The sequence below is a fragment of the Micromonospora sp. CA-259024 genome, from assembly GCF_050936255.1.
Lineage (GTDB): Bacteria > Actinomycetota > Actinomycetes > Mycobacteriales > Micromonosporaceae > Micromonospora.
On sequence record NZ_JBNJND010000001.1, the window covers coordinates 1,315,509 to 1,335,335 of the forward strand.

General features: G+C 69.3%; 21 protein-coding genes and 4 pseudogenes. 14 read left to right on the top strand and 11 right to left on the bottom strand.

What is annotated here, in order from left to right:
- Position 1 precedes the first annotated feature (1 nt).
- Together ACQEUX_RS05315 and ACQEUX_RS05320 are read right to left on the bottom strand one after the other, a co-directional pair.
- Entirely contained in the window at positions 2–454 is a 453-nt protein-coding gene (locus ACQEUX_RS05315) for an ABA4-like family protein (RefSeq protein WP_433041997.1), read from the bottom strand.
- Positions 451–1,377, bottom strand: coding sequence for a hypothetical protein (locus tag ACQEUX_RS05320; RefSeq protein ID WP_433042000.1), 927 nt, complete (start codon positions 1,375–1,377; stop codon positions 451–453). Before ACQEUX_RS05320 ends, ACQEUX_RS05315 begins: the two co-directional genes overlap by 4 nt.
- 165 nt (positions 1,378–1,542) lie before the next feature.
- On the opposite strand from ACQEUX_RS05320, the gene ACQEUX_RS05325 reads away from it, so the two are divergent.
- Complete coding sequence (locus tag ACQEUX_RS05325) at positions 1,543–2,295, top strand: glyoxalase (RefSeq protein ID WP_433042003.1); 753 nt, start codon at positions 1,543–1,545, stop codon at positions 2,293–2,295.
- A gap of 26 nt (positions 2,296–2,321) precedes the next feature.
- Here ACQEUX_RS05325 and ACQEUX_RS05330 read toward each other — a convergent pair whose 3' ends face one another.
- Complete coding sequence (locus ACQEUX_RS05330; RefSeq protein WP_433042006.1) at positions 2,322–3,593, bottom strand: MFS transporter; 1,272 nt, start codon at positions 3,591–3,593, stop codon at positions 2,322–2,324.
- A gap of 111 nt (positions 3,594–3,704) precedes the next feature.
- On the opposite strand from ACQEUX_RS05330, the gene ACQEUX_RS05335 reads away from it, so the two are divergent.
- Positions 3,705–4,589: a LysR family transcriptional regulator gene (locus tag ACQEUX_RS05335; protein WP_433042009.1), complete on the top strand. Its 885-nt coding sequence runs from the start codon at positions 3,705–3,707 to the stop codon at positions 4,587–4,589.
- A gap of 98 nt (positions 4,590–4,687) precedes the next feature.
- Here ACQEUX_RS05335 and ACQEUX_RS05340 read toward each other — a convergent pair whose 3' ends face one another.
- Both ACQEUX_RS05340 and ACQEUX_RS05345 read right to left on the bottom strand, forming a co-directional pair.
- The gene (locus ACQEUX_RS05340; RefSeq protein WP_433042012.1) at positions 4,688–5,023 is read right to left on the bottom strand and encodes a DUF1330 domain-containing protein; all 336 of its coding nucleotides are present in this window, start codon (positions 5,021–5,023) and stop codon (positions 4,688–4,690) included.
- Positions 5,020–5,412, bottom strand: coding sequence for a nuclear transport factor 2 family protein (locus ACQEUX_RS05345; RefSeq protein ID WP_433042015.1), 393 nt, complete (start codon positions 5,410–5,412; stop codon positions 5,020–5,022). Before ACQEUX_RS05345 ends, ACQEUX_RS05340 begins: the two co-directional genes overlap by 4 nt.
- Positions 5,413–5,542: 130 nt before the next feature.
- Between ACQEUX_RS05345 and ACQEUX_RS05350 the strand changes: the two genes are divergently transcribed.
- From ACQEUX_RS05350 to ACQEUX_RS05375, 6 genes and pseudogenes are all read left to right on the top strand, one after another.
- Positions 5,543–6,361 (top strand): helix-turn-helix domain-containing protein, encoded by an 819-nt coding sequence (locus ACQEUX_RS05350; protein WP_433042018.1) that lies wholly within the window; start codon positions 5,543–5,545, stop codon positions 6,359–6,361.
- 108 nt (positions 6,362–6,469) lie between these two features.
- Positions 6,470–7,162: pseudogene (locus ACQEUX_RS05355) on the top strand (CDP-alcohol phosphatidyltransferase family protein); the annotation flags it as partial.
- A 303-nt stretch (positions 7,163–7,465) separates the two neighbouring features.
- A pseudogene (locus ACQEUX_RS05360) lies at positions 7,466–9,043 on the top strand (sulfatase-like hydrolase/transferase); the annotation flags it as partial.
- Between the two features lie 44 nt (positions 9,044–9,087).
- Positions 9,088–9,885, top strand: a complete 798-nt coding sequence (locus ACQEUX_RS05365; RefSeq protein WP_433042021.1) for an FkbM family methyltransferase — start codon at positions 9,088–9,090, stop codon at positions 9,883–9,885.
- Positions 9,886–9,982: 97 nt separating this feature from the next.
- Complete coding sequence (locus tag ACQEUX_RS05370; protein WP_433042024.1) at positions 9,983–10,975, top strand: hypothetical protein; 993 nt, start codon at positions 9,983–9,985, stop codon at positions 10,973–10,975.
- Between the two features lie 34 nt (positions 10,976–11,009).
- Complete coding sequence (locus tag ACQEUX_RS05375) at positions 11,010–11,429, top strand: ASCH domain-containing protein (RefSeq protein WP_433042027.1); 420 nt, start codon at positions 11,010–11,012, stop codon at positions 11,427–11,429.
- A 50-nt stretch (positions 11,430–11,479) separates the two neighbouring features.
- On the opposite strand, the pseudogene ACQEUX_RS05380 reads toward ACQEUX_RS05375, so the two are convergent.
- Positions 11,480–11,614: pseudogene (locus ACQEUX_RS05380) on the bottom strand (IS481 family transposase); the annotation flags it as partial.
- 119 nt (positions 11,615–11,733) lie between these two features.
- Between ACQEUX_RS05380 and ACQEUX_RS05385 the strand changes: the two are divergent.
- Entirely contained in the window at positions 11,734–12,069 is a 336-nt protein-coding gene (locus ACQEUX_RS05385; RefSeq protein ID WP_433042030.1) for a cupin domain-containing protein, read from the top strand.
- A gap of 66 nt (positions 12,070–12,135) precedes the next feature.
- Here ACQEUX_RS05385 and ACQEUX_RS05390 read toward each other — a convergent pair.
- Together ACQEUX_RS05390 and ACQEUX_RS05395 are read right to left on the bottom strand one after the other, a co-directional pair.
- Positions 12,136–12,294, bottom strand: a pseudogene (locus ACQEUX_RS05390) (HD domain-containing protein); the annotation flags it as partial.
- Positions 12,295–12,528, bottom strand: coding sequence for a GntR family transcriptional regulator (locus tag ACQEUX_RS05395; RefSeq protein WP_433042033.1), 234 nt, complete (start codon positions 12,526–12,528; stop codon positions 12,295–12,297).
- A 111-nt stretch (positions 12,529–12,639) separates the two neighbouring features.
- Here ACQEUX_RS05395 and ACQEUX_RS05400 point away from each other — a divergent pair, with 111 nt between their 5' ends.
- Positions 12,640–12,843: a hypothetical protein gene (locus ACQEUX_RS05400; protein WP_433042036.1), complete on the top strand. Its 204-nt coding sequence runs from the start codon at positions 12,640–12,642 to the stop codon at positions 12,841–12,843.
- A 6-nt stretch (positions 12,844–12,849) separates the two neighbouring features.
- Here ACQEUX_RS05400 and ACQEUX_RS05405 read toward each other — a convergent pair whose 3' ends face one another.
- On the bottom strand, positions 12,850–13,554 hold the full coding sequence (locus ACQEUX_RS05405) for a permease-like cell division protein FtsX (protein ID WP_433042039.1): 705 nt from the start codon (positions 13,552–13,554) through the stop codon (positions 12,850–12,852).
- 136 nt (positions 13,555–13,690) lie between these two features.
- A complete protein-coding gene (locus ACQEUX_RS05410) occupies positions 13,691–14,473 on the bottom strand; it encodes a GNAT family N-acetyltransferase (protein WP_433042042.1) in 783 nt (260 codons plus the stop codon).
- A 257-nt stretch (positions 14,474–14,730) separates the two neighbouring features.
- Here ACQEUX_RS05410 and ACQEUX_RS05415 point away from each other — a divergent pair, with 257 nt between their 5' ends.
- Positions 14,731–15,966: a low temperature requirement protein A gene (locus ACQEUX_RS05415; RefSeq protein ID WP_433042045.1), complete on the top strand. Its 1,236-nt coding sequence runs from the start codon at positions 14,731–14,733 to the stop codon at positions 15,964–15,966.
- Between the two features lie 44 nt (positions 15,967–16,010).
- Here the strand turns inward: ACQEUX_RS05415 and ACQEUX_RS05420 are convergent, their stop codons facing one another.
- Positions 16,011–16,622 (bottom strand): TetR/AcrR family transcriptional regulator, encoded by a 612-nt coding sequence (locus tag ACQEUX_RS05420; protein ID WP_433042048.1) that lies wholly within the window; start codon positions 16,620–16,622, stop codon positions 16,011–16,013.
- Positions 16,623–16,793: 171 nt separating this feature from the next.
- Here ACQEUX_RS05420 and ACQEUX_RS05425 point away from each other — a divergent pair, with 171 nt between their 5' ends.
- From ACQEUX_RS05425 to ACQEUX_RS05435, 3 genes are all read left to right on the top strand, one after another.
- The gene (locus tag ACQEUX_RS05425; RefSeq protein ID WP_433042051.1) at positions 16,794–17,354 is read left to right on the top strand and encodes a hypothetical protein; all 561 of its coding nucleotides are present in this window, start codon (positions 16,794–16,796) and stop codon (positions 17,352–17,354) included.
- Between the two features lies 1 nt (position 17,355).
- Positions 17,356–18,774 carry a dihydrolipoyl dehydrogenase family protein gene (locus tag ACQEUX_RS05430; protein WP_433042054.1) on the top strand — a complete coding sequence of 473 codons (1,419 nt, stop codon included), beginning with the start codon at positions 17,356–17,358 and terminating at the stop codon, positions 18,772–18,774.
- A gap of 121 nt (positions 18,775–18,895) precedes the next feature.
- Positions 18,896–19,693 (top strand): PrsW family intramembrane metalloprotease, encoded by a 798-nt coding sequence (locus tag ACQEUX_RS05435; protein WP_433042057.1) that lies wholly within the window; start codon positions 18,896–18,898, stop codon positions 19,691–19,693.
- Positions 19,694–19,827: the final 134 nt, after the last annotated feature.

The following is a 19,827-nucleotide window of genomic DNA, read 5'->3' on the forward strand; positions in this document are numbered from 1 at the left end:
GTCAGCCTAGGTGCTGCGGTCCGGTGGCGGCGGCCGCCGGCCGCCGCCACCGGACCCGGACCGCGAGGTACGCGGCCAGGCCGAGCGGTCCGAGCAGGATGGTCAGCACCAGCACCGGAGCCATGACCAGCGTCGGCACCCCTCGTTCCCGGCCGTCCAACCACGCCCACCGCCCGACGAACAGATCGAACGCGATCATGTGCGCCCAGCCCGCCGCCGCCCCGTCGGAGGTGCCGAGCAGGTCGCGCACCCCGGCCAGGGTCGGCGACGTCACCGCCGGCAGCACCTCGCCGAACGCCGGGAGCACCAGCAGCGCGTAGATCACCACAACCGGCAGCACGATCAGCGGCGAGGCGATGATCCGGGCGGTCCACGACCAGCGCGGCAGCAGGATCATCAGCGCCCAGAACGGCGCGGCCACCGCGAACGTCAGGGTGAACAGCGTCGCGGTCATGCGGCCAGCGCCAGTTCCGGGCGGCGCCGGCGGGCCAGCACGAGGCCGGTGGCGGTCGCGGTCGCGACCACCAGGGCCGCGACCGCGACCAGCGTGAGGGCGTCCGGGCGCAGCAGCGGCTGCCCGCGCAGCGCCTGCCAGGTCAACAACACCGTGAGTACGCCGTACGCCGCGCCCGCCACGACCACGAGCCGGGCCCGGGTGCGCTCGTCCAGCCGCCTCGCGAACCGGCTCAGCAGGATCGCCAGGATCGGCAGCGCCTGCAGGGCGTGCAGCCCCACGAAGTGCCCGATCCGAAGGTCGCCACCGGTGGTGCTCCAGCCGACCACCGGCAACCCCGGCCCACCGTCGGTCACGCCCACGCTGTGCGCTCCGGAGATCCCCTCGATCCCCGGGTCCTGCATCGGCAGCGCCATCGGTACCGCCGCCAGCATGCCCAGCAGCGACAGGCCGAGACCCCACCCGACCGCGCTGCGGGCCACCCGGTCGGGGATCCGCCGGATCAGCACCACGATCCCGACGACGAGGTGTGCGACGAACAACACCATGATCGCGGCACCCATCGCCGCGAAGAGGGCGGTGTTGACCAGGGTGCTGGAGTTGAAGTGGCTGGTCTGCCCGCGCGCCGCCTGTCCGACGATCACCACCATCTCGATCAGCGACACCGCGACGATGACCGTGACGGCCCACTCGACGACCCGACTGCGTCGCGGCAACAGGGAGAGCATCCAGGCGAGCGTCACGCCGTACAGCACGAAGGACACCGAGAACTTGAACGGCTTGAGCCAGATCGGCGCCCCGGTGAGGACGCGCGAGTCGACGAGGATGCCGACCGCAGCGATGACGGCGAGCACCGTCATCACGGATACCAGGAACATCAGGGGGCGGTTCCAATGTGTCGCCCGGCGCAGATTGATTGTCATGTCTGTAGATGCTCGCGACCGGGCCGGCCCGTCGCGTCCGACCGCGAGCCCCGGTTGCGGCCGGCGGTCGGAGCGGGCCTCCTCCCTGGGTAGGAGGCAAATCCCGCGGAGCGCCCCTCGAACCCTGGCACAATGGCCGGCCTGTCGAGCGGACCGGGAGTGGGCATGACGACCGACGAGGACCGAGTACAGCCGAACGAGACGACGGTGCCGCTGCTGCACTGCGCGGCGCCGGAGGAGACCGTGGCGTTCTGGCGGGCGCTGGGGTTCGAGGTAGCCTACGAGCAGCTCAAGCCGTACGTGTACCTGGTCTTCACGTGGAGTGGGTTCCAATTGCACTACGGCCCCGCGCCGAAGGACCTGGACCCGGCGAAGGAGACGTCCGGTGGCTGCCTGGTGATGGTCGACGCGGTCGCGGCGTACCACGCGGCGTTCACCGAGGCCATGCGCCGCGCCTACGGCAAGGTGCTGGTCAAGGGTCTGCCCCGGGTGACCCGCTACCGGGCCGGAACGTCGCGGTTCAGCGTCGTCGACCCCTCGGGCAACACCATCGTGTTCATCCAGCGCGACGAGCCGAAGGATGTGGAGTACGGCGGGTCGAAGGAGTTGCAGGGCTTGGCCCGGGTGCTCGACAACGCGCGGATCCTGCGCGAATTCAAGATGGACGACCGGGCGGCCTACCGGGCGCTCGACTCGGGGATGCGCCGCCGCGCCGAGGACGCGCCCGTGGTCGAGCAGGCGATGGCGCTCGCCGGGCTGATCGAGCTGTCGGTCGCGCTCGACAAGGCGGAGCGTGTGCCCGAGTGGGGAGCCCGCCTCCAGGCGCTGACGTTGACCGAGCCGGAGCGTACGCGGGTGGAGCAGTACGTCGCCGACCCGACCATCCTCGAACCGTGGTGGCGGCCCGACGCGACCTGACGTCGCAACGCACAGCGCGAGCGTCTTCAGGCCGTGCGCCGAGCCCGAGTGCGGCGTGTTCCGGTGCTGCGGCGGAACAGCACGGCCACGCCGCTGAGCATGACCAGCAGCAGCCCGGTGAACCAGGTCATCGCGGTGACGGTGCTGACGGCGCGGGTGGCGATCCCGATACCGACGGCCGGCAGACTCAGCCCCAGGTACGAGATGAGGAACAGCCCGGCCAGGGCCTCGCCGCGCTTGGCCGGTGCCGCCATCGCGGCGACGGTGCCGACGGCCGCCTTGAACAGCACGCCGGCACCGATGCCGGCGACCACGCCGCCGACCAGGAACGCGGTCAGGTGGGCGGTGTGCATCCCGACCAGCAGGGTGGGCACACCGACGGCCTGGGCGAGCAGCCCGAGCCGTACCTTCACCGGAGCGGGAAGCCGGTTGGTGAGGGTCTGCGCCACCGCGGCGCCGCCGAACACGGCGAACACGATCGCGCCGGCCAGAGTGCGCGACGGAAGGTGCAGGGCACCGCTGACGAAGCCCGGAGCGACCGAGGTGAACAGGCCGAACACGGCGAACGACGCGAACCCTGCGGCCGCCGCGGCCAGGTAGCCGGCCCGGTCTCCGTGGTCGGCGCTGATCCGCTGCGGCCGATAGACGGGCTTGACCAGGCGCTCCTCGACGGTCTCGGGGGTCAACGCGACCGCCACGATGCTCGCGAGCAGCAGGACGGCGAACACCAGGTACGGGGTACGCAGTGGCGCGTCGACGTACTGGGCGAGGAGACCCGCGATCAGCGGGCCGAAACCGAGGCCACCGATGTTGGCGGCGGTGGAGACCACCTCGAAGCGTTGGCGCGACGCGCCGGGCCGGTGGGCGGTGTGCAGCTCGTGCAGGTACGCGGTGGCGGTCGCGGTGATCATGCCGATGCCCAGGCCGGTGACGAGCCGGGCGACCAGCAGCATCGGCAGGGACGGGTCGCTCAGGAACAGAGCGGCGGCGACCAGTTCCAGCGCCAGCGCCGGGATGAGGATCTTCTTCCGGCCGACCCAGTCGGAGACGTGCCCGGCAAGCAGCAGGCTGATCACCACTCCGACCGCGTAGGCGGCGAACACCACGGTGACCATGAACGTGGAGAACCCGTCCCGTGCCATGTAGAGCGGGTAGAGCGGGGCCGGGACGGTGGAGAACGCCATCGCGGTGAGAAAGGCCAGGGCGATCACCCAGAAGCCCCGGCCGTGCTGGCGGGACGAGCCCTCCGTGGTGATGGGCGCGGCGGTGCCCCGGATCGGTGACAGGGTCGACGACATTCGGTGCTCTCCTCGGGCAGTGGTGCGACGAGCCCACTGTCACTCCGTCCGGCCATCACGTCCAACGAAAGTTGATGCTTGCAACGATCGCGATCGGTGATACTTGGTGCTGTGGAACTCCGCCAGCTTGAGTACTTCGTCGCGGTGGCCGAGGAGCAGAACTTCACCCGCGCCGCTGCTCGCCTGCACGTCGTCCAGTCCGCGGTCTCCGCGGCGGTCAAGACCCTCGAACGCGAGCTGGGGGCGCCGCTGCTGGACCGCAACTCCAAACGCGTACTCCTCACCGAAGCTGGCGCCGCGTTGCTGCCCCGCGCGCGGATCGCCCTCGACGCCGCGCGCGATGCCCGCGACGCGGTCGCCGAGGTGCACGGCGGTCTGCGCGGCACGCTGCGCATCGGCACGATGACCTCGATCAGACTCCTGCGCCTGCCAGCCCTGCTCGGCGAGTTCCACCGGCGGCATCCCGGCGTGCTGTTGCAGACCAGCGCCGCCCCGTCGGGCTCGCAGGGGCTCATCGACGCCCTCGCCGAGCGCCGGCTCGACCTCGCCTTCGTCTCGCTGCCCGGCGCGCCCCCAGCCGACGTCCACCTCACCGAGTTGGCCCGCTCGGTGATCGACCTCGCCGTGCCGGACGATCATCCGCTCGCCCCCCGCGAGTCGGTGACGCTCGGCGAACTCGCCGGGCTGGACTTCATCGACTCCCCGGTCGGGTACGGCAATCGTGCGGTGACCGACCGGGCGTTCGCCACCGCCGGTCTGACCCGGCGCGTGACGATCGAGATCTCCGACATCGCCACCGGCGCCGACCACGTCCGTCACGGTCTCGGAATCGCGCTGCTGCCCCGCTTCGTCGTCGCCGACGCCGAGGGCGTGCGCACGCTGACCGTCACCGACGCCGACCTGGACTGGACGCTGTCACTCGCCACTCCGGTCGACCGCCCCGTCGGTGCGGCGGCGCGCGCCCTGATTCTCCTGACCGAAGAGTTCCTGCTCTGACGGGCGGAACGGCCCGCCGTCGTCGTAGGCCAGATCTTCGCCGACGTCTGCTCATTCGACGAAACGGAACAAAATTACCGCTTCGGCGCTACGGACCATCACCTCGACGACATCGGGCGGCCTTCCGCGATGGGCTTGTGGTCGGCATCGACCCCCTCGACGAGGATCACCTCACCGACGAGGTGCCTCGTCCGCAACGGCTTGATCTCCTGATAGCTGCTGGAGTGGTACCAGGAGTGGGCCCTGGCCCGGTCGGGAAACTCGATGATGATCACGTCGCCCGGCCAGTCGCCCTCCAGCACCTCGACGGACCCGCCGTGAACGATGAACCGACCGCCGAAGGGCACAAGGGTGGCCTCGATGCGCTCCAGGTATTCCAGCACGTCGGCGTGGAGGGGTGCTTTTCGCAGGTGCGCGAGCGCGTACGCGGTCATGACTGCCCGTTCGTTGCGGCGGGTCCGGCCGGGACCCGGTCGAGGAAGCCCAGAACCTGGGTCAGCCGGCCGTCGCCGTCGATCACTGCGACGTCGAAGCCGACGATCAGTGCCTCGGCGTCCTGCGGTCCGAGTTCCCAGGTGAAACGGGCCTGGTCGTGATGGCCGTCGACCGGCCCGGCCAACCGGAACGTCATGCCCGGAAACTGGCTCTGCACCGCGTCGATCGTCGCGTCGATCGCCTCCCGGCCCTCGGCGACGGCCAGCGGGTCGACGTAACGGCCCTCGGGAGCCCACAGGTCGTCGATGTCCCGGCGTCGCCTCGCCGGGTCGGTCTCGTTCCAGGTCGCGATGTACCGCTCGGCCAACTCGTCGTACACGCTCGCCATGACATTCTCCTCGTCGCGGGGCTGGAGGTCGGGTCGTCGCCTCCGGAAAGATGATCTCGGGCGTCCGCGCGCCTTGTCGATTACGTCGCAGGTAATGGCCTGTGCCCACTGCGGTCACTAGGGTCGGGACGTGACGACCACGACCGAGCGGGGGCGACCGGTCGGCGAGCTGCTGCGCTACTGGCGCCGAACTCGCGGCATGAGTCAGCTGGACCTGTCGATCGAGACGGGCGTATCGGCCCGGCACCTGAGCTTTGTGGAGACCGGCCGATCCCGGCCTAGCCCGGAGTTGATTCTGCGGCTGGCGGACCAGCTCGACATGCCCCTGGCCGAGCGCAACACGGTGCTACTCGCGGGCGGATACGCCCCCGCCTACCCCGCTCGAGAGTTGAACGACCCGGAGTTGGCTCCCATACGTGCCGCCGCACGGCAGATTCTCGACGGACACAGCCCGTATCCAGCGTTGCTCATCGACCAGCATTGGCACCTCGTCGAGGCCAACGCCGCCGTCGCTCTGTTCACCACCGGCGCCGAGCCGCACCTGCTGGCCCCACCGGTCAACGTGCTGCGGCTCAGCCTGCACCCCGACGGCATGGCTCGGCGAATTCTCAACCTGCCGGAGTGGCGCGCCCATCTGCTCGCACGACTGCGCCAGCAGGCCGTGGCGACCGGCGACCCGGCCCTGTCCGACCTGCATGAGGAACTCCGCGGCTATCCCAGTGGCAACGACCGCACGGCGCCGGTCAGCGACGCGGCGTCGCGTGTCGTCATCCCGCTCCGGTATCGCCACGGAGACCAGGAGCTGTCGTTCTTCAGCACCACCACCCTCTTCGGCACCCCGCTGGATGTCACCGTCTCCGGGCTGGCCGTCGAGGCCTTCTTCCCCGCCGACCAGGCGACCACCGCCACGCTCCACGCACTCGGCACGCCCGCGGCCGGGCTGGGCTGAACGCCACACACCCCCGCAGCATCCCGCTGGCTCGCGTTCAGAATGAACCGATGGGTCGTATTTTCCGTGATGACGGTCAGGGTCACACACCAGAGTCACGGAGGCGCGATGTCAACGGTTCGAACTGGTCCGCTCATCGGGCTGATCGTGCAGATCGTCATGCTGGCGGTGCTCGCGGGAACAGTCGGGCTGGGCGCGGCGGGGTGGTTGGCGGGGCTGGCGTACGGCGTCGTCCTGTGCGTCCTGCTCAGTCGGGGGTTGACCCGGTCGACTGCGCGGGGCCTGAGCCCGGCTGACCGGGTGACCCTGAGCCGGGCGATCCTCGTCGGCGGCGTGACGGCCCTGGCGGCGGAGTCGTTCTCCCGGCCGGCACCGGTCGCCTTGATGGTCGCCCTCACCAGCGTGGCGTTGGCCCTGGACGCGGTCGACGGCTACACGGCCCGACGTACCGGGACCACCAGCGAGCTTGGCGCGCGCTTCGACATGGAGATCGATTCTTTCCTGGTACTGGTGCTCTGTCTCCACGTGGCACCCTCGGTGGGCGGCTGGGTGCTCGCGATCGGCGCGGCGCGCTACGTCTTCGTCGCCGCGAGCTGGGTCCTGGGGTGGATGCGTGGATCTCTGCCGCCGCGCTACTGGCGGAAGGTGGTCGCGGCGGTCCAGGGCGTGGTGCTGACGGTAGCGATGGGAGGTGCCCTGCCCGGGCCGCTGACGATCGTCGTGCTGATGGTGTCGCTGGTGTTGCTGACGGAGTCGTTCGGGCGCGACGTCGCCTGGCTCTGGACGACCCGTCACCTCCGCCGCGCCTCCATCGAGGACACGCTGGACGTGCGGGGCGGTGTGGTTCACGTGGGTGCTCAGCCGAGCCACCGCACCCGGCACACCGGCTCTGCGCTGGGCGGGATCGGCGCGGGGAACACGGATGGGCTGTCCTGGCCGCCCCGCCCGACGGTCGCCGTGGCTCGGAATGAGATCGCCCGAGTCTGAGCCGCCGGCACGCTGCCCCCATCAACGAATCATGGAAGGACGCCCGGGTTGTCGCTCTTGACACGAGTACGTCAGCTGCCGAGCCAGGGACGGACGAGGCGCTCCATTCCGGCCCTGCTGGCGACCGTCCTGGCCGCACTGCTCGTGCTGTTCGTGCTGCTCGTGCCGTACGACTTCGGCCGCCTCACCCCGGCGGCGTTCGTACGGATCCCCCTGGAGGCGTTGCTGGCCGTCGCCCTCCTGCTCGCCCTGCCAGCCCGGGGGAGTCGGGTGGTCGCGACGCTCGTCGGCATGGCCCTCGGCCTGCTCGGCCTGCTGAAGCTGCTCGATCTGGGGTTCTCCGCCTCGCTCAGCAGGGCGTTCGACCCAGTCCTCGACTGGGCGTTGCTCGACGACGGGTTCGCCTTCCTCAGCGAGTCGTACGGCCGGCCGGCCGCCACCGGCGCCGCCATCGCCCTGGCGGTGGGGGCCGTGGGCCTGCCCGTCCTGGTCGTGCTGTCGGTGCGGCGACTGCGGCGGTTGGTGATCCGGCACCGCACCGGGACCACCCGGATCGTGGCGGCGCTGGTGGTCGTCTGGGTGGCCTGCGCCGCGTTCAACGTGCGGGTGGTCGAGGGCGTACCGGTCGCCGACACGTCCGCGACCACCCTGGCCAACGGCCACGGCTTCCAGGTGCGCCTGCGTCTCGACGACCGGGAGACGTTCGGCGCCCTGATCGAGGCCGACAGGTTCGGCGACACACCGGGCGACCAACTGTTGACCGCGCTGCGCGGCAAGAACGTGGTCATCTCCTTCGTGGAAAGCTACGGCCGGGACGCCGTCGAGGACCCGGAGTTCGCCCCGCAGATCGGTGCGGTCCTCGACAGCGGAACCAGTCGGCTGAATGCGGCGGGTTTCTCCGCACAGAGCGGCTTCCTCACCTCGCCGACGTTCGGTGGCGGCAGTTGGCTGGCCCACGCCACGCTGCTCTCCGGCCTCTGGATCGACAACGACCAGCGTCACCGCACCCTGCTGGCGAGCGACCGGATGACCCTCAACGGTGCCTTCCGGCGGGCGAGCTGGCAGACCGTGGGCGTGATGCCCGCCGTCACCAGGGCCTGGCCGGAGGGTGCCTTCTATGGCTACGACCGCTTCTACAACGCCAAGACGCTCGCCTACCAAGGCCCGAAGTTCAGCTTCGGCACCCCGCCCGACCAGTACACCCTGTCCAGTTGGCAGCGGCTGGAGCAGGCGAAGCGCGGCACCCCGACGATGACGGAGCTCGCGCTGGTGTCGAGTCACGCGCCCTGGACGCCCGTTCCGCCGCTGGTCGACTGGGCCGACGTCGGCGACGGCGCGGTCTTCCACGAGGTTGGCGGCGGCGCGTCGGACGACCGGCGACGAAACACCGCCCAGATCCGGGCGGACTACCGGCACTCGATCGAGTACACGCTCAGCGCGCTCGTCTCCTACGTGGAGACCTACGGCGACGACGATCTCGTGTTCATCTTCCTCGGTGACCACCAGCCCGCCACGGTCGTCACCGGCGAGAACGCCAGCCGCGACGTCCCGATCACGATCGTCACCCGAGACCGGGCCGTACTGGACCGGATCTCCGACTGGGGCTGGCAGGACGGGCTCAAGCCCGGTCCGCAGGCTCCGGTCTGGCGGATGGACACCTTCCGGGACCGGTTCCTGACCGCCTTCGGGCCGTGATCCCGGCCCACCTCGCGCCCCTCTCACCGACTGGAAACAGACAGATGACGGCTACCATCGGCACCAGGATCGCGGCGCTCATGACCGATCCGGCGATGTCTCTCCTGCGCCGGTCGCTGAACGTCTACTACGGCGACCCCGAGCGGGACGCGCGGATGGACACCTTCTACTCCCGGTTCGTCACCAGCGGTGATCTCGTCTTCGACATCGGCTCCCACGTGGGTGACCACATCGGCAGCTTCCGCCGCCTCGGAGCCCGGGTCGTCGCCGTGGAGCCGCAGCCGCTGTGCCTACGCGTACTGCGGGCGATCTATGCCGACGACGACCAGGTGACTCTGCTCGAAGCGGCCTGTGGCGCGGTTCCCGGGAGCACCCGGTTCCACATCAACTCCGCCAACCCCACCGTGTCGACCGCCTCGTCCGACTTCGTGCGGGCGGCGAAGGGCGCGGGCGGCTGGGAGAGCGAGGTGTGGGATTCGGCCATCGAGGTCCCGGTCGTCACCGTCGACGCGCTGATCGACCAGTACGGCATGCCGGCCTTCACCAAGATCGACGTGGAGGGTTTCGAGGACGAGGTGCTGGCCGGCCTCAGCCGCCCGCTGCCCGCGCTCTCGTTCGAGTTCACCACCATCGCGCGTGCGGTGGCCGATCGGTGTCTCGACCGCCTGACCGCGCTCGGCTTCGACGGCTTCGACGTCGCACTGGGCGACAATAAATCGATGACGTTCCAGCGCTGGGTTTCCGCGAACGACATGGCGACACACCTCCTTGGACTGCCGCACGAGGCGAACTCCGGCGACGTGTACTGCGTGTCCCGCAACGCGGTGGCCGCCACCGGATGAGCGACCCCTGTGGACACCACCGCGTCACCGTGGCGTCACCCGCGATGACGTAAGATCGACAACGACACATGTCGCCTGTTGGTGTACGGGGGCTTTGATGAGAATTCGACAAGGCTTGGCCGAACTGATGGCGGTGGCATCGGTGGTGGCCGGTGTGACCGCCCTGCCGTCGGCCGCTTCGGCGGCGGAGGCGGCCGAGGTGGGCCCGTCCTGCGTCCGGGAGGACCTGCGACTGCCCGCCGGGCCGTGGCAGCGGATCACGGTCGGCCACGCCGACCCGAGCGGCCGGTTCCAGATCGCGTACGGCGAGGACACCTCCTGGCGCGGGCACATCATCCGCTGGGACAACGGCGTGCCAACCAACCTCGGCATGCCGGCCAGCGGCCCCGAGGAGATCAACGAGCAGGGTGACTTCGTCGGCAACACCTCCTCGGAGGACGGGCTCTACCGCAGCACCGCGTGGCGGTATTCGGCCGGGCAGGTGACCACGCTGCCGGGCCTGCCGGACAGCGTGCAGACCATCGCGAGCGCCATCGCCGCGGACGGCACCGTCGCCGGGTGGGTGCGGTCCGCCGACGGGCGACCGACCGCGGTGACGTGGGCGCCGGACAACACCGTACGGGCGCTTCCGGGCTCCGGCGAGAGCCGGGCGATCGACCTCGACGCCGACGGCACCGTCATCGGTTACCTGGCTGACAAGCCGGTTCGGTGGGCGCCCAACGCCCAGCCGGACATCCTGCCCGGCTACGCGGCTGGCCCCGACACCTTCTGGGCGCTGACCGGGATCAGCGCGGGCGTGGTGGTAGGCCAGGAATACACCGGTTCCAGCCAGCTCGCCCTGGTGTGGGCGCCCGGAGCGGCCCCGGCCCTGCTGGCCCAGGGGGCGGTCGCGCACGCCGTCAACGCGCGTGGCTCGGTCGCGTACGAGCGGATCTATGAAAACGAGCAGTGGCTCCGGCAGAACGGCGTCAACCGGGCATTGCCGTTCGGTCCGTCGCCCTTCTCGATCGCCGACATCACCGGGCTGACCGACGACGACATCGTGTACGGCAACCACTACTCGACCCCGGTCCGGTGGATCTGCGCCTGATCCATGGTGGCCCGGGATCGCGTACCCTCCGCGGATGAATCTCGATGATCTTCCGCTTGCCGAGTTCGCGTTTCCGGGGCCACTTCGGGACACGCTGGTGGCCGCGATCCTGTCCGGCGCGAAGACCTCGACGTCCGGCCTCCTGGTCAGCTACGAGTGCGCGAACGAGCCGCTGCCCCAGGTGGGGCAACTATCCGCCGTGGTGGACTCCGAGGGCCGGCGGGTCGCGGTCATCGAGCTGACCGACGTACGGGTGATCCGGCTCGCCGACGTCGACCTGCCACACGCCCTGGCCGAGGGGGAGGGCGATGAGTCGGTGGCGCAGTGGCGTGCGGGGCACGAGACGTTCTGGCACAGCGCGGCAGTGCGCGCCGAGCTGGGCGATCCCGACTTCACCGTCGACGACGACACCCTGGTGGTGACCGAACGCTTCCGGTTGGTGCGCGTCGTCTGAGCAGCCCCGCCGGGACGCGCGCCAACGTCTCACCGCGCAGCGCAGGGGTCGGCCCAGCGTTTCGCTGTTGTCGGGCCGACCTGGAACCGTTCCGCGGCCCGGCGCAGCGGCCAGCCGTCGTCGACGACACAGCTGGCCAAACGCAGTCTGCCGTGTTCGGTCAGGGGTGCATTAGCGTGGGTCATGAGGACCTCCCGGGTGGTGCGAAACCGTCGACAAGCTCCACCCCACCCGGAGATCCTCACCCATCTCAAGATCTCAGCTCTGTCACCACGTCCATGGGCAGAACACCTAGGCTTCCGCCATGCTGATCATCGAAGGCGCGGGCCGGTGGACCGCACCCGCCGGGGCCGCCAACGACTGGGTTGAACACCTGAGAGTGCCGGACCTTTCGGTGGGAACGTACTGCATCCCGGCGGGCGGTCTCGACGATCAGAGCCCGCACACCGAGGATGAGATCTACGTGGTCACCGCAGGGCGGGCCCGGATCATGACCCCGGGCGGCGCGGCCGAGGTGGGCCTGGGTTCGGTGATCTTCGTGCCGGCTGGCGAGGAGCACCGGTTCGACGAGGTGACCGAGGACTTGGCGCTGCTGGTGGTGTTCGGCCCGGCGTACGGCTCGCGCGCTCCCGGTCGGTGAGCCGAGTAGGGCGGTCGAAGTCGACGACCGGAAGTCGGCTTCCGTCGTGAGTGGACCCGGCGACCGGGCCGAGGTGGTCTTGAGGGCTGCGCGGGAGCTGTCGATCCAGCGCTGGACATTGTCGATGCCCTGGTGGCGGTATTCGACGGCCTGGACAAGACACTCGAGCTTGTCGGCGTCGCGGGCGACGATGGCCTCCAGGGTCTCCTGGGCGTGGTACTCGCTCTAATTCGATTGCCTCAGCTCGGCTACGTAGACGCCTTTGCCCGGATGCCCCTCGACCAACTCACGCTCTTTGAGGATCGTCATGACCCGGTTGACCGTGGAGATGTGCACGCTGTGTTGCTCGGCCAGCTCGCGCGTGGACGGTAGCTTCTCTCCCGGCGCGAGTTCTCCGGACTTGATCTTTTCGGCGATCTCGGTTGCGATGCGCCGGTAGTCCACTCTCTCGGTCGGCATGAGTCGATCTTCGTAGGTCCCCTGGTTTCGGCACCCCAATTCGATCACGTAGGACGCACGGACTCTGCCCCCAGGTGGGGGCTAATCATGATCGCGGGGAGGGTGTCGACCATGCCGATCGACGAGCCGATCTCCAAGGCCACCGAGTTGTTCACTGCCAAGAGAGTTCTGGACGCGCATTGGACGAGTGCCCTCGACCGGCCATGGCGGGTAGGTGGTTGCCTGGAGTGCCGAGGTCGCAACAATTGTCCGCAGCTGGATTGGGCAGTCGAGCTGACCGCGGAAGTGGCAGCGTTGATGTTCCAGAAGCGCTGACTGCGTTTACAGCATCGCCAGCGGAGCCAGGGGTACGCCGTCGACACCGTCGAGCTTCATCAGCTCGGACACTCCAGATCCCTCTCTGGTCAGGGGCATCTCGAACCGCCACGACTCGTGCGTCATCTGCGGTTGGAGCTGCGTGCTCAGGTCACCCTTGCCCTGGCACCGCTTGCGCAGGCGCTCGTATGCGGCGTCGCGGTCCTCGAACCGCACTGACTTCGCCGTGGGCAATGCCTGAACGGCTTTCTCCACGGCGGCTCGTTGCTCGCCGGTCGCCGACGATTCCAGCCGGACGATGACCCCGATCCGCGAGGGCAGAGGCTCGACATCCGCGATCCTGAGCACCACGTCATCGACGCCGTCAACCTCGGCCATCACCAGTTCGACCGCCTCGGCGATCGAGGCGTCGGTGACGGTGGCGTGGATCAGCTCCGGCACGTACTCCGGCTTGAGAGCCGCCAGCAGATCGGGCTGGTCCTTCAGGTCCGCCTTCTGGCGCTCGTACACCTGGTCGCGGGTTTCGAGGGACACCTCCTTGACACTCGGCATCGACCGAAGTCGCTGTTGGGCTGTGTCTCTCTGGATCGCTGTCACGTCGTTGACCAGGAAGACGGTCAACGCGACGTCCTCAGTCTCCTCCGGCTTCGAGGTGCAGGCGGACAGGCTCAGCAGGAGTACGAATGCCAGTAACGGGGCGACACGACGCATGGGCGGAGATGCTAGCGCTCTGACCGGGAACGTTGGCCGGGTCGGGTGACACGCCGCGGCAGTGTTGTGGAGGCGCGGCCGATGGCTGGGAGAGCCGGCAGGACCGTGCAGGTTCCTCCCGGCTCTCCGCCGGAGCTCAGAAGGCGCTGAGCATCGTCCAGTACTCCTTCGTGCGGAATCCGAGGCTCTCGAAGAAGGGCAGGGACGGCTCATCCGCGTGCAGGTACGCGGCCTGGGCGCCCGCCGTGTGACCGTCGCGGAGGATGGCCTCGGTGAGGGCGCGCCCGTACCCCCGACGTTGGAATTCGGGAACCGTCGAGATGTTGGCCAGGCCGAGGTACTGGTCGTTGAGGAATGCGACTCCGGCCGACACCGCGTCCCCCCGGTCGTTCTCGGCCACGTACGCCGAGGTGCCGGGGCTGTCCAGCACGGCGGGCGTGTAGATGGCGGAGATCATCTCCGGCGGCGCCCCGAATCCCGCGCTGAGTACGGCGGCGAAGATCGCGGACTCGTCCCCCGACAGGCGGCGTACCCGCACCTCGCTGACGGATTCGGGCCGCGCCGGACCGTACCCGTCGAGCGACACGAGCATGAACGGTTGCTTGGACGTGGTGGTCAGGCCGTACCGCGTCGCCGTCTCCACGACCTCCGGGCCCGGCTCCCCGCGCAGCCGGATGCTCCAGGGCGCCGGCCCGGATTCTCGGGCGGCGACCTCCGCCAGCGCGGCGATCTCGGCGGCATCGGGCGTGGCGGCGGCACTGAGGATGGGATTCAGCGCCGGAACCATGGCGTGCGTCACGGCGAGCAGGGTGCCGCTCGCACCCCGCTCACGGTATGAGCCGGGAATCGCCGCCGCCAGATCCTCGATGCCCGACTGGAAGGCGAGTGCGGCCTTCGCGGTTGAATCATTCTCCGTCATCAGAACCCCCTGTTGTCGGTTGCGGAACGCCGATCCCCGCTGTTCCGGGTCCACCGTTCACGCGTTCACAGTCGGCACGATGCGCGGGAACACCGGAAAGTTCGAGGATCGGGTTGTGGCCCCGGTCACCGATCCGGCCCTCCTCATCACTGAGCCGTCGAGCCCGTACAGGTTCTGCCACCCCGACAGCCTGACCCCGACGCAACCCCTCTGTCGGCCGACTCGTTGGTGCGACAAGGGGCGGACGGAGGCGGACGATGGCGGCGCGACGCGGTGCCGAACTGCTGCGCCCTCCCACGAGTTCGGGCCGCGCCACCTTCCTCGAGCTCTTCTTCGATCTGGCCTTCGTTGTGGCCCTCACCCGGGTCTCGCAACGATTCGCCGACCTGAGCAATGACACTGGCTGGGCGCTCGTCGCGGGGTTCGGTCGTACCCTGCTGCTCTTCTTGGCGCTCTGGCTGATCTGGTCGCACACCACCTGGATCACCAGTCGCTACGAACCAGAGCGGTCGATCATCCAGGCCGTCGTGGTCGGCACCATGTTTGCCAGCCTGGTTATGGCGGTGGCGCTGCCACGCGCTTTCGAGGAGCGCGCGCTGCCGTTCGTGGCCGCGTACCTGATGGTGATGGTGGTGCGGCCGCTGGTGATCGCCGCCGCGCTGCGTGGCCATCCGCGACGGCTGGTGCCGTTCCGGCTTGCCGCGTGGGCTGCGGCGAGCACGCCGCTCTGGTTGGCCGGCGCCTTGGGCCCGGACCGACTTCGCCTGCCGCTGTGGTCCGCCGCCCTCGCTGTCGACTATCTCGCCTGGGGTCTGGGCTGGCCGCTGCCGAGGCTCGGGGCTTCGGCGGTGGCCCGCTGGCGGATCGCTGGAACGCATCTTGCCGACCGTCACCAGCAGATGTTTCTCATCGCACTCGGTGAGTCGATTCTGGTCATCGGCACGGTTTTCAGTGGCACGGACTACTCCGCGGAGCGGGCAGCCGCCTTCGGGGTCGCGTTCGCCACCAGCGCGCTGCTCTGGCGGATCTACTTCCACCGCGCCGGGCTGCTGCTCAATGAGGCGTTGGGTCGGGCGGGGATGCCCGGCCGGCTGGGCACGGCGTCGGAACGGACGCACTTGCTGATCGTGCTCAGCGTGCTCGTCACCGCGGTCGGCTACGAGCTGGTGATCCATCATCCGTTCGGGCCGCCGCGGCCCAGTTGGCTTCTGTTCGTGGTAGGCGGTCCGGTGCTCTTCCTCGTCGCCCGTGTGCGGCTGGAGTACGAGATCTTCGGCCGGATATCCCGATCCCGGATGATCGGCTTGGTGGCCCTGCTGCTGCTCACCTGGGCGTTGGCCCGCTGGGCGCCGATGGTCGCGCTGAGCGTGGTGGCCGGAGTGCTGGCCCTGGTCGCGCTCCTCGACGCGCTGCGGAGTCGGGGACGGCCGCTGGAGGTTCCCGCCTCACCGATCGGGCGGGAGGCGCCCGCCGATCGCGACTCCGAGGCTTGACCGCGCGCGGCCGTGCACAGCGACCAGACCCGACTCGGTTGTCGTTACTGGCGGGCGGAATCGGTCGACTGGCGCTCGGCATTGATCCGGAGGAGTCCCTCGATCCCGTGGAGGAAGGTGTCGGACACCAACGCGGGGTCGAAAAGGCATCCGGCCGCCATGGCGCCGTCGCGGAGCATGACGAAGTGGCGCGCGGCGGGATCCGCCGTTTCCTCGTGGACCTGCGCCATCAGCATGGTGAGCGTGTCCAGGAACCATTGCCGGTGGGCGATGATCTCCTGGCGCACGGGATGGTCGGCGTCGGGATACTCCGCCGCGGCGTTCAGGAATGCGCATCCGCGGAACCCGGGGGACTGGATGCTCTGAGCGATGGAGCCGGCAATGGCCAGGAGGGGGTCGACCGGCGATGGGTTGGCGGCGATGGCCGCGTCGACCGCTCCGCGCTCCATCTGATGGACTTCACGCAGGTAGGCGAGGATGAGGTCTTCCTTGCTGGGGAAGTGCCGGTAAAAGGTGGCCCGGGTCACCTTTGCCTCGGCGATGATCCGGTCAACGCCCACGGAGTGGATGCCCTCCGCGTAGAAGATCCTGGTCGCCGTGGTGAGGAGCCGGAGTCGCGCTTCAGAGGGCCGAGTTTCGGGTTCGCCGCGCGTCATACAACCATCTTAGCGAACAGAACGTTCGGTCTGACATGCAGGCGCCGAACTCGCTGTGCAATGGCTCACTGCGGTGGATAGAACGTTCGGTCTTGACAACGTGAGTTGGGTTCGCCATGCTGACGGTGACAGAACGTTCGGTCTCTACACGCCTCCACTGGAAGGGTCACCGTGACCACCATTGCTGCTTCGCCCGGCATCTCCCAGACCGCTTCCGCGCTGCGGCGGCTGTACTTCATCCGCTTCGCGTTCGCCATCGTGTGGGCACTCGTGACGATCGCGACCGCCAAGGAGATCGGTCCGCTTACAGTGGTGCTGTTCGTGCTCTACCCGCTGTTCGATGTGGGTGCCGCCATCTATGACCTTCGCTCGTCGCGGGCCAGCGGCTCGCCGACCCTGCTGTACGTGAACATCGCGGTCAGCCTGATCACCGCAGTCGGCGTGGGTGTCGCCTGCGCGTCCGGTATTCCGGCGGTGCTGCGGGTGTGGGGTGCCTGGGCGATCCTGGCCGGTCTGGTCCAGCTGATCGTGGGTGTCACGCGCCGCAAGATGGGCGGACAGTGGCCGATGATCATCAGCGGTGGCATCTCGGTGCTGGCCGGCGGGTCCTTCATCGCCAGTGCTTCCGCGGACAGTCCGTCGCTGACCAACGCGGCTGGCTACGCCATCCCCGGCGCCATCTTCTTCCTCATCGCCGCCTTCCGCCTCGGCCGTAGCGCGAAGGGCAACTGACATGACCGTCACCGAGTACGACGTAGTCGTGATTGGCGCGGGCCCGGTTGGCGAGAATGTCGCCGACCGGGTCGCGCAGGGCGGGCTGACCGCCGCCATCGTCGAGCGGGAGTTGGTCGGCGGGGAGTGCTCCTACTGGGCCTGCATGCCGACCAAGGCGTTGCTGCGCAGCCCGTCCGCCCTGCGGGCGGCGCGGCAGGTGCCGGGTGCCCGCGAGGCGGTGACGGGTGACCTGGACGTGGCGGCGGTGCTCGGGCGCCGGGACTCCTTCGCATCGCATTGGAAGGACGACGGGCAGGTGTCGTGGCTGGAGTCGGCCGGGATCGCGTTGTACCGGGGTCAGGGGCGGATCAGCGGCACCCGGGTCGTCGAGGTGACGGGTGACGACGGCACGGTCGCGTTGACCGCGCGGCATGCGGTGGTCGTCGCGACGGGGAGCAGCGCTCTGCTGCCGGATATCCCGGGTCTGCGTGAGGCGGTGCCGTGGTCCAGCCGCGAGGCCGCCTCGGCCCGCTCGGTTCCCCGCCGGCTTGCCATCATCGGTGGTGGCGTGGTGGCGACCGAGATGGCAACCGCGTACTCCGCCCTGGGATCCGCGGTGACGGTGCTGGCCCGCGACGGTGTGCTGCCGTCGGTCGAGCCGTTCGCCGCTGAGCTGGTGACGACGTCGTTGCGCGAGGCCGGTGTGTCGGTACGCCTCGGCGCGGAGGTCGTCTCCGTCAACCGTGACGACAGCGGAGCCGTCCAGATCGAGACCGCCGCCGGCGAGCGGATCGAGGCCGACGAGGTCCTCGTGGCGATCGGTCGCACCCCGAACACTCAGGACGTCGGCCTGGAGAGCATTGGGCTGGCGCCGGGTGCCTGGCTGGCGGTCGACGACACGTTGCGCGTCGTCGGCGGCGGGGAGTGGCTGTACGCCGCGGGTGACGTGAATCGGCGGGTGCTGCTGACCCATCAGGGCAAGTATCAGGCGCGTGCGGTGGGCGACGTGATCGTGGCCCGGGCGAAGGGTGAGAAGGTCGAGGACGGCCGGTGGGGCCGGCACGTGGCCACGGCCGATGAGCGTGCGGTGCCGCAGGTGGTCTTCACCGACCCGGAGATCGCGTCGGTGGGGCTGACCGCCGCCGCGGCCGAGGCGGCCGGATTGCGGACTCGGGTCGTGGACTACGACCTGGGCGCGGTTGCCGGATCTTCCCTGCACGCCGATGGCTACAGGGGCCACGCCCGCATGGTTGTCGACGAGGACCGGAAGGTGATCGTCGGCTTCACCCTCGCCGGCCCGGACGTCGCGGAGCTGATCCACGCTGCGACGATCGCCATTGTCGGCGAGGTCCCGCTGGACCGGCTGTGGCACGCGGTTCCGGCATACCCGACCGTCAGCGAGGTTTGGCTACGGCTGCTGGAAACATACGGCCGCTGACGGTGGAATTGAGCGCTCGTCCCGTCGCCGTCCGCGCCGGGACGAGGCCTGCCGTCCGCTCCGCGCGTTCCTGGAGTGCCGTGGCTGGCGTTCGTCATTCGGATCCGCCAGACTGCGCGGCATGGGTGATCGTTCGCGTCGGTGGGCCTGGGTCGGGGTGCTCGTCGTCGGGCTGATTCTCTACATGGCGGTGCTGCGGACCCTCGTCAGCACGCAGAATCCGAACTTCGTGCCGGCGCTGATCCTGCTCGGGGCGACGCTGGTGCCGCTGACGTTCCTGACGTTCGCGCAGGCTCGCACGGGGCGGTGGCAGGTGCCGGCGTCGGTGTTGGTGACGTCGGCGTTCTTCGGCGGTGTGATCGGTACGGTGGTCGCCGGCACGCTGGAGTACGACACCCTGCGTGGCCTGGGCACCCTGCCCATGCTGTTCGTGGCACTGATCGAAGAGTCAGCGAAGCTGATCGTCCCGGTGGTGCTGCTGTTCACGGTCGTGGCCCAGCATCGTCGTCGCGTTCCCTCCGACGGGCTGATCATCGGCGTCGCCGCCGGTATGGGTTTCGCCGCACTGGAGACGATGGGCTACGCCTTCACCGCTCTGCTGAGCTCGCAGGGCAACATCGGCGCGGTGGAGCAGACGCTGTTCATCCGCGGTCTGACGGCGCCTGCCGGTCACACGGCGTGGACCGGCCTCACCGCCGGCGCGCTGTGGGCGCTGTTGGCCAGCCCGAGCGTCGGCCGGCTCTTCGGGTTCGTCGGCACGTTCCTGGGTGTGGTCGTCCTGCACACTCTCTGGGACACGTTCTCCGGCTCGCTGGTCTTCGTCGTGTTGGCGATCATCAGCATCGGCTGGTTGTTCTGGGAGCTGCGCCGCTACCGGGCCTTCAGCGATCACCGTGCCGGGCAACTCCAGCCGAACTGACCGCCGACCGCATACACCATGCCTTCCCCAGCCTGAGCGAAAAGGCTGGGGGAGGCATGTCTCTTGTGATCCCGCTGCGACCGGGCCGGCACCTCGTCTAATGTCAGGCTGTTCACATTTGGTGGGATTAGCCG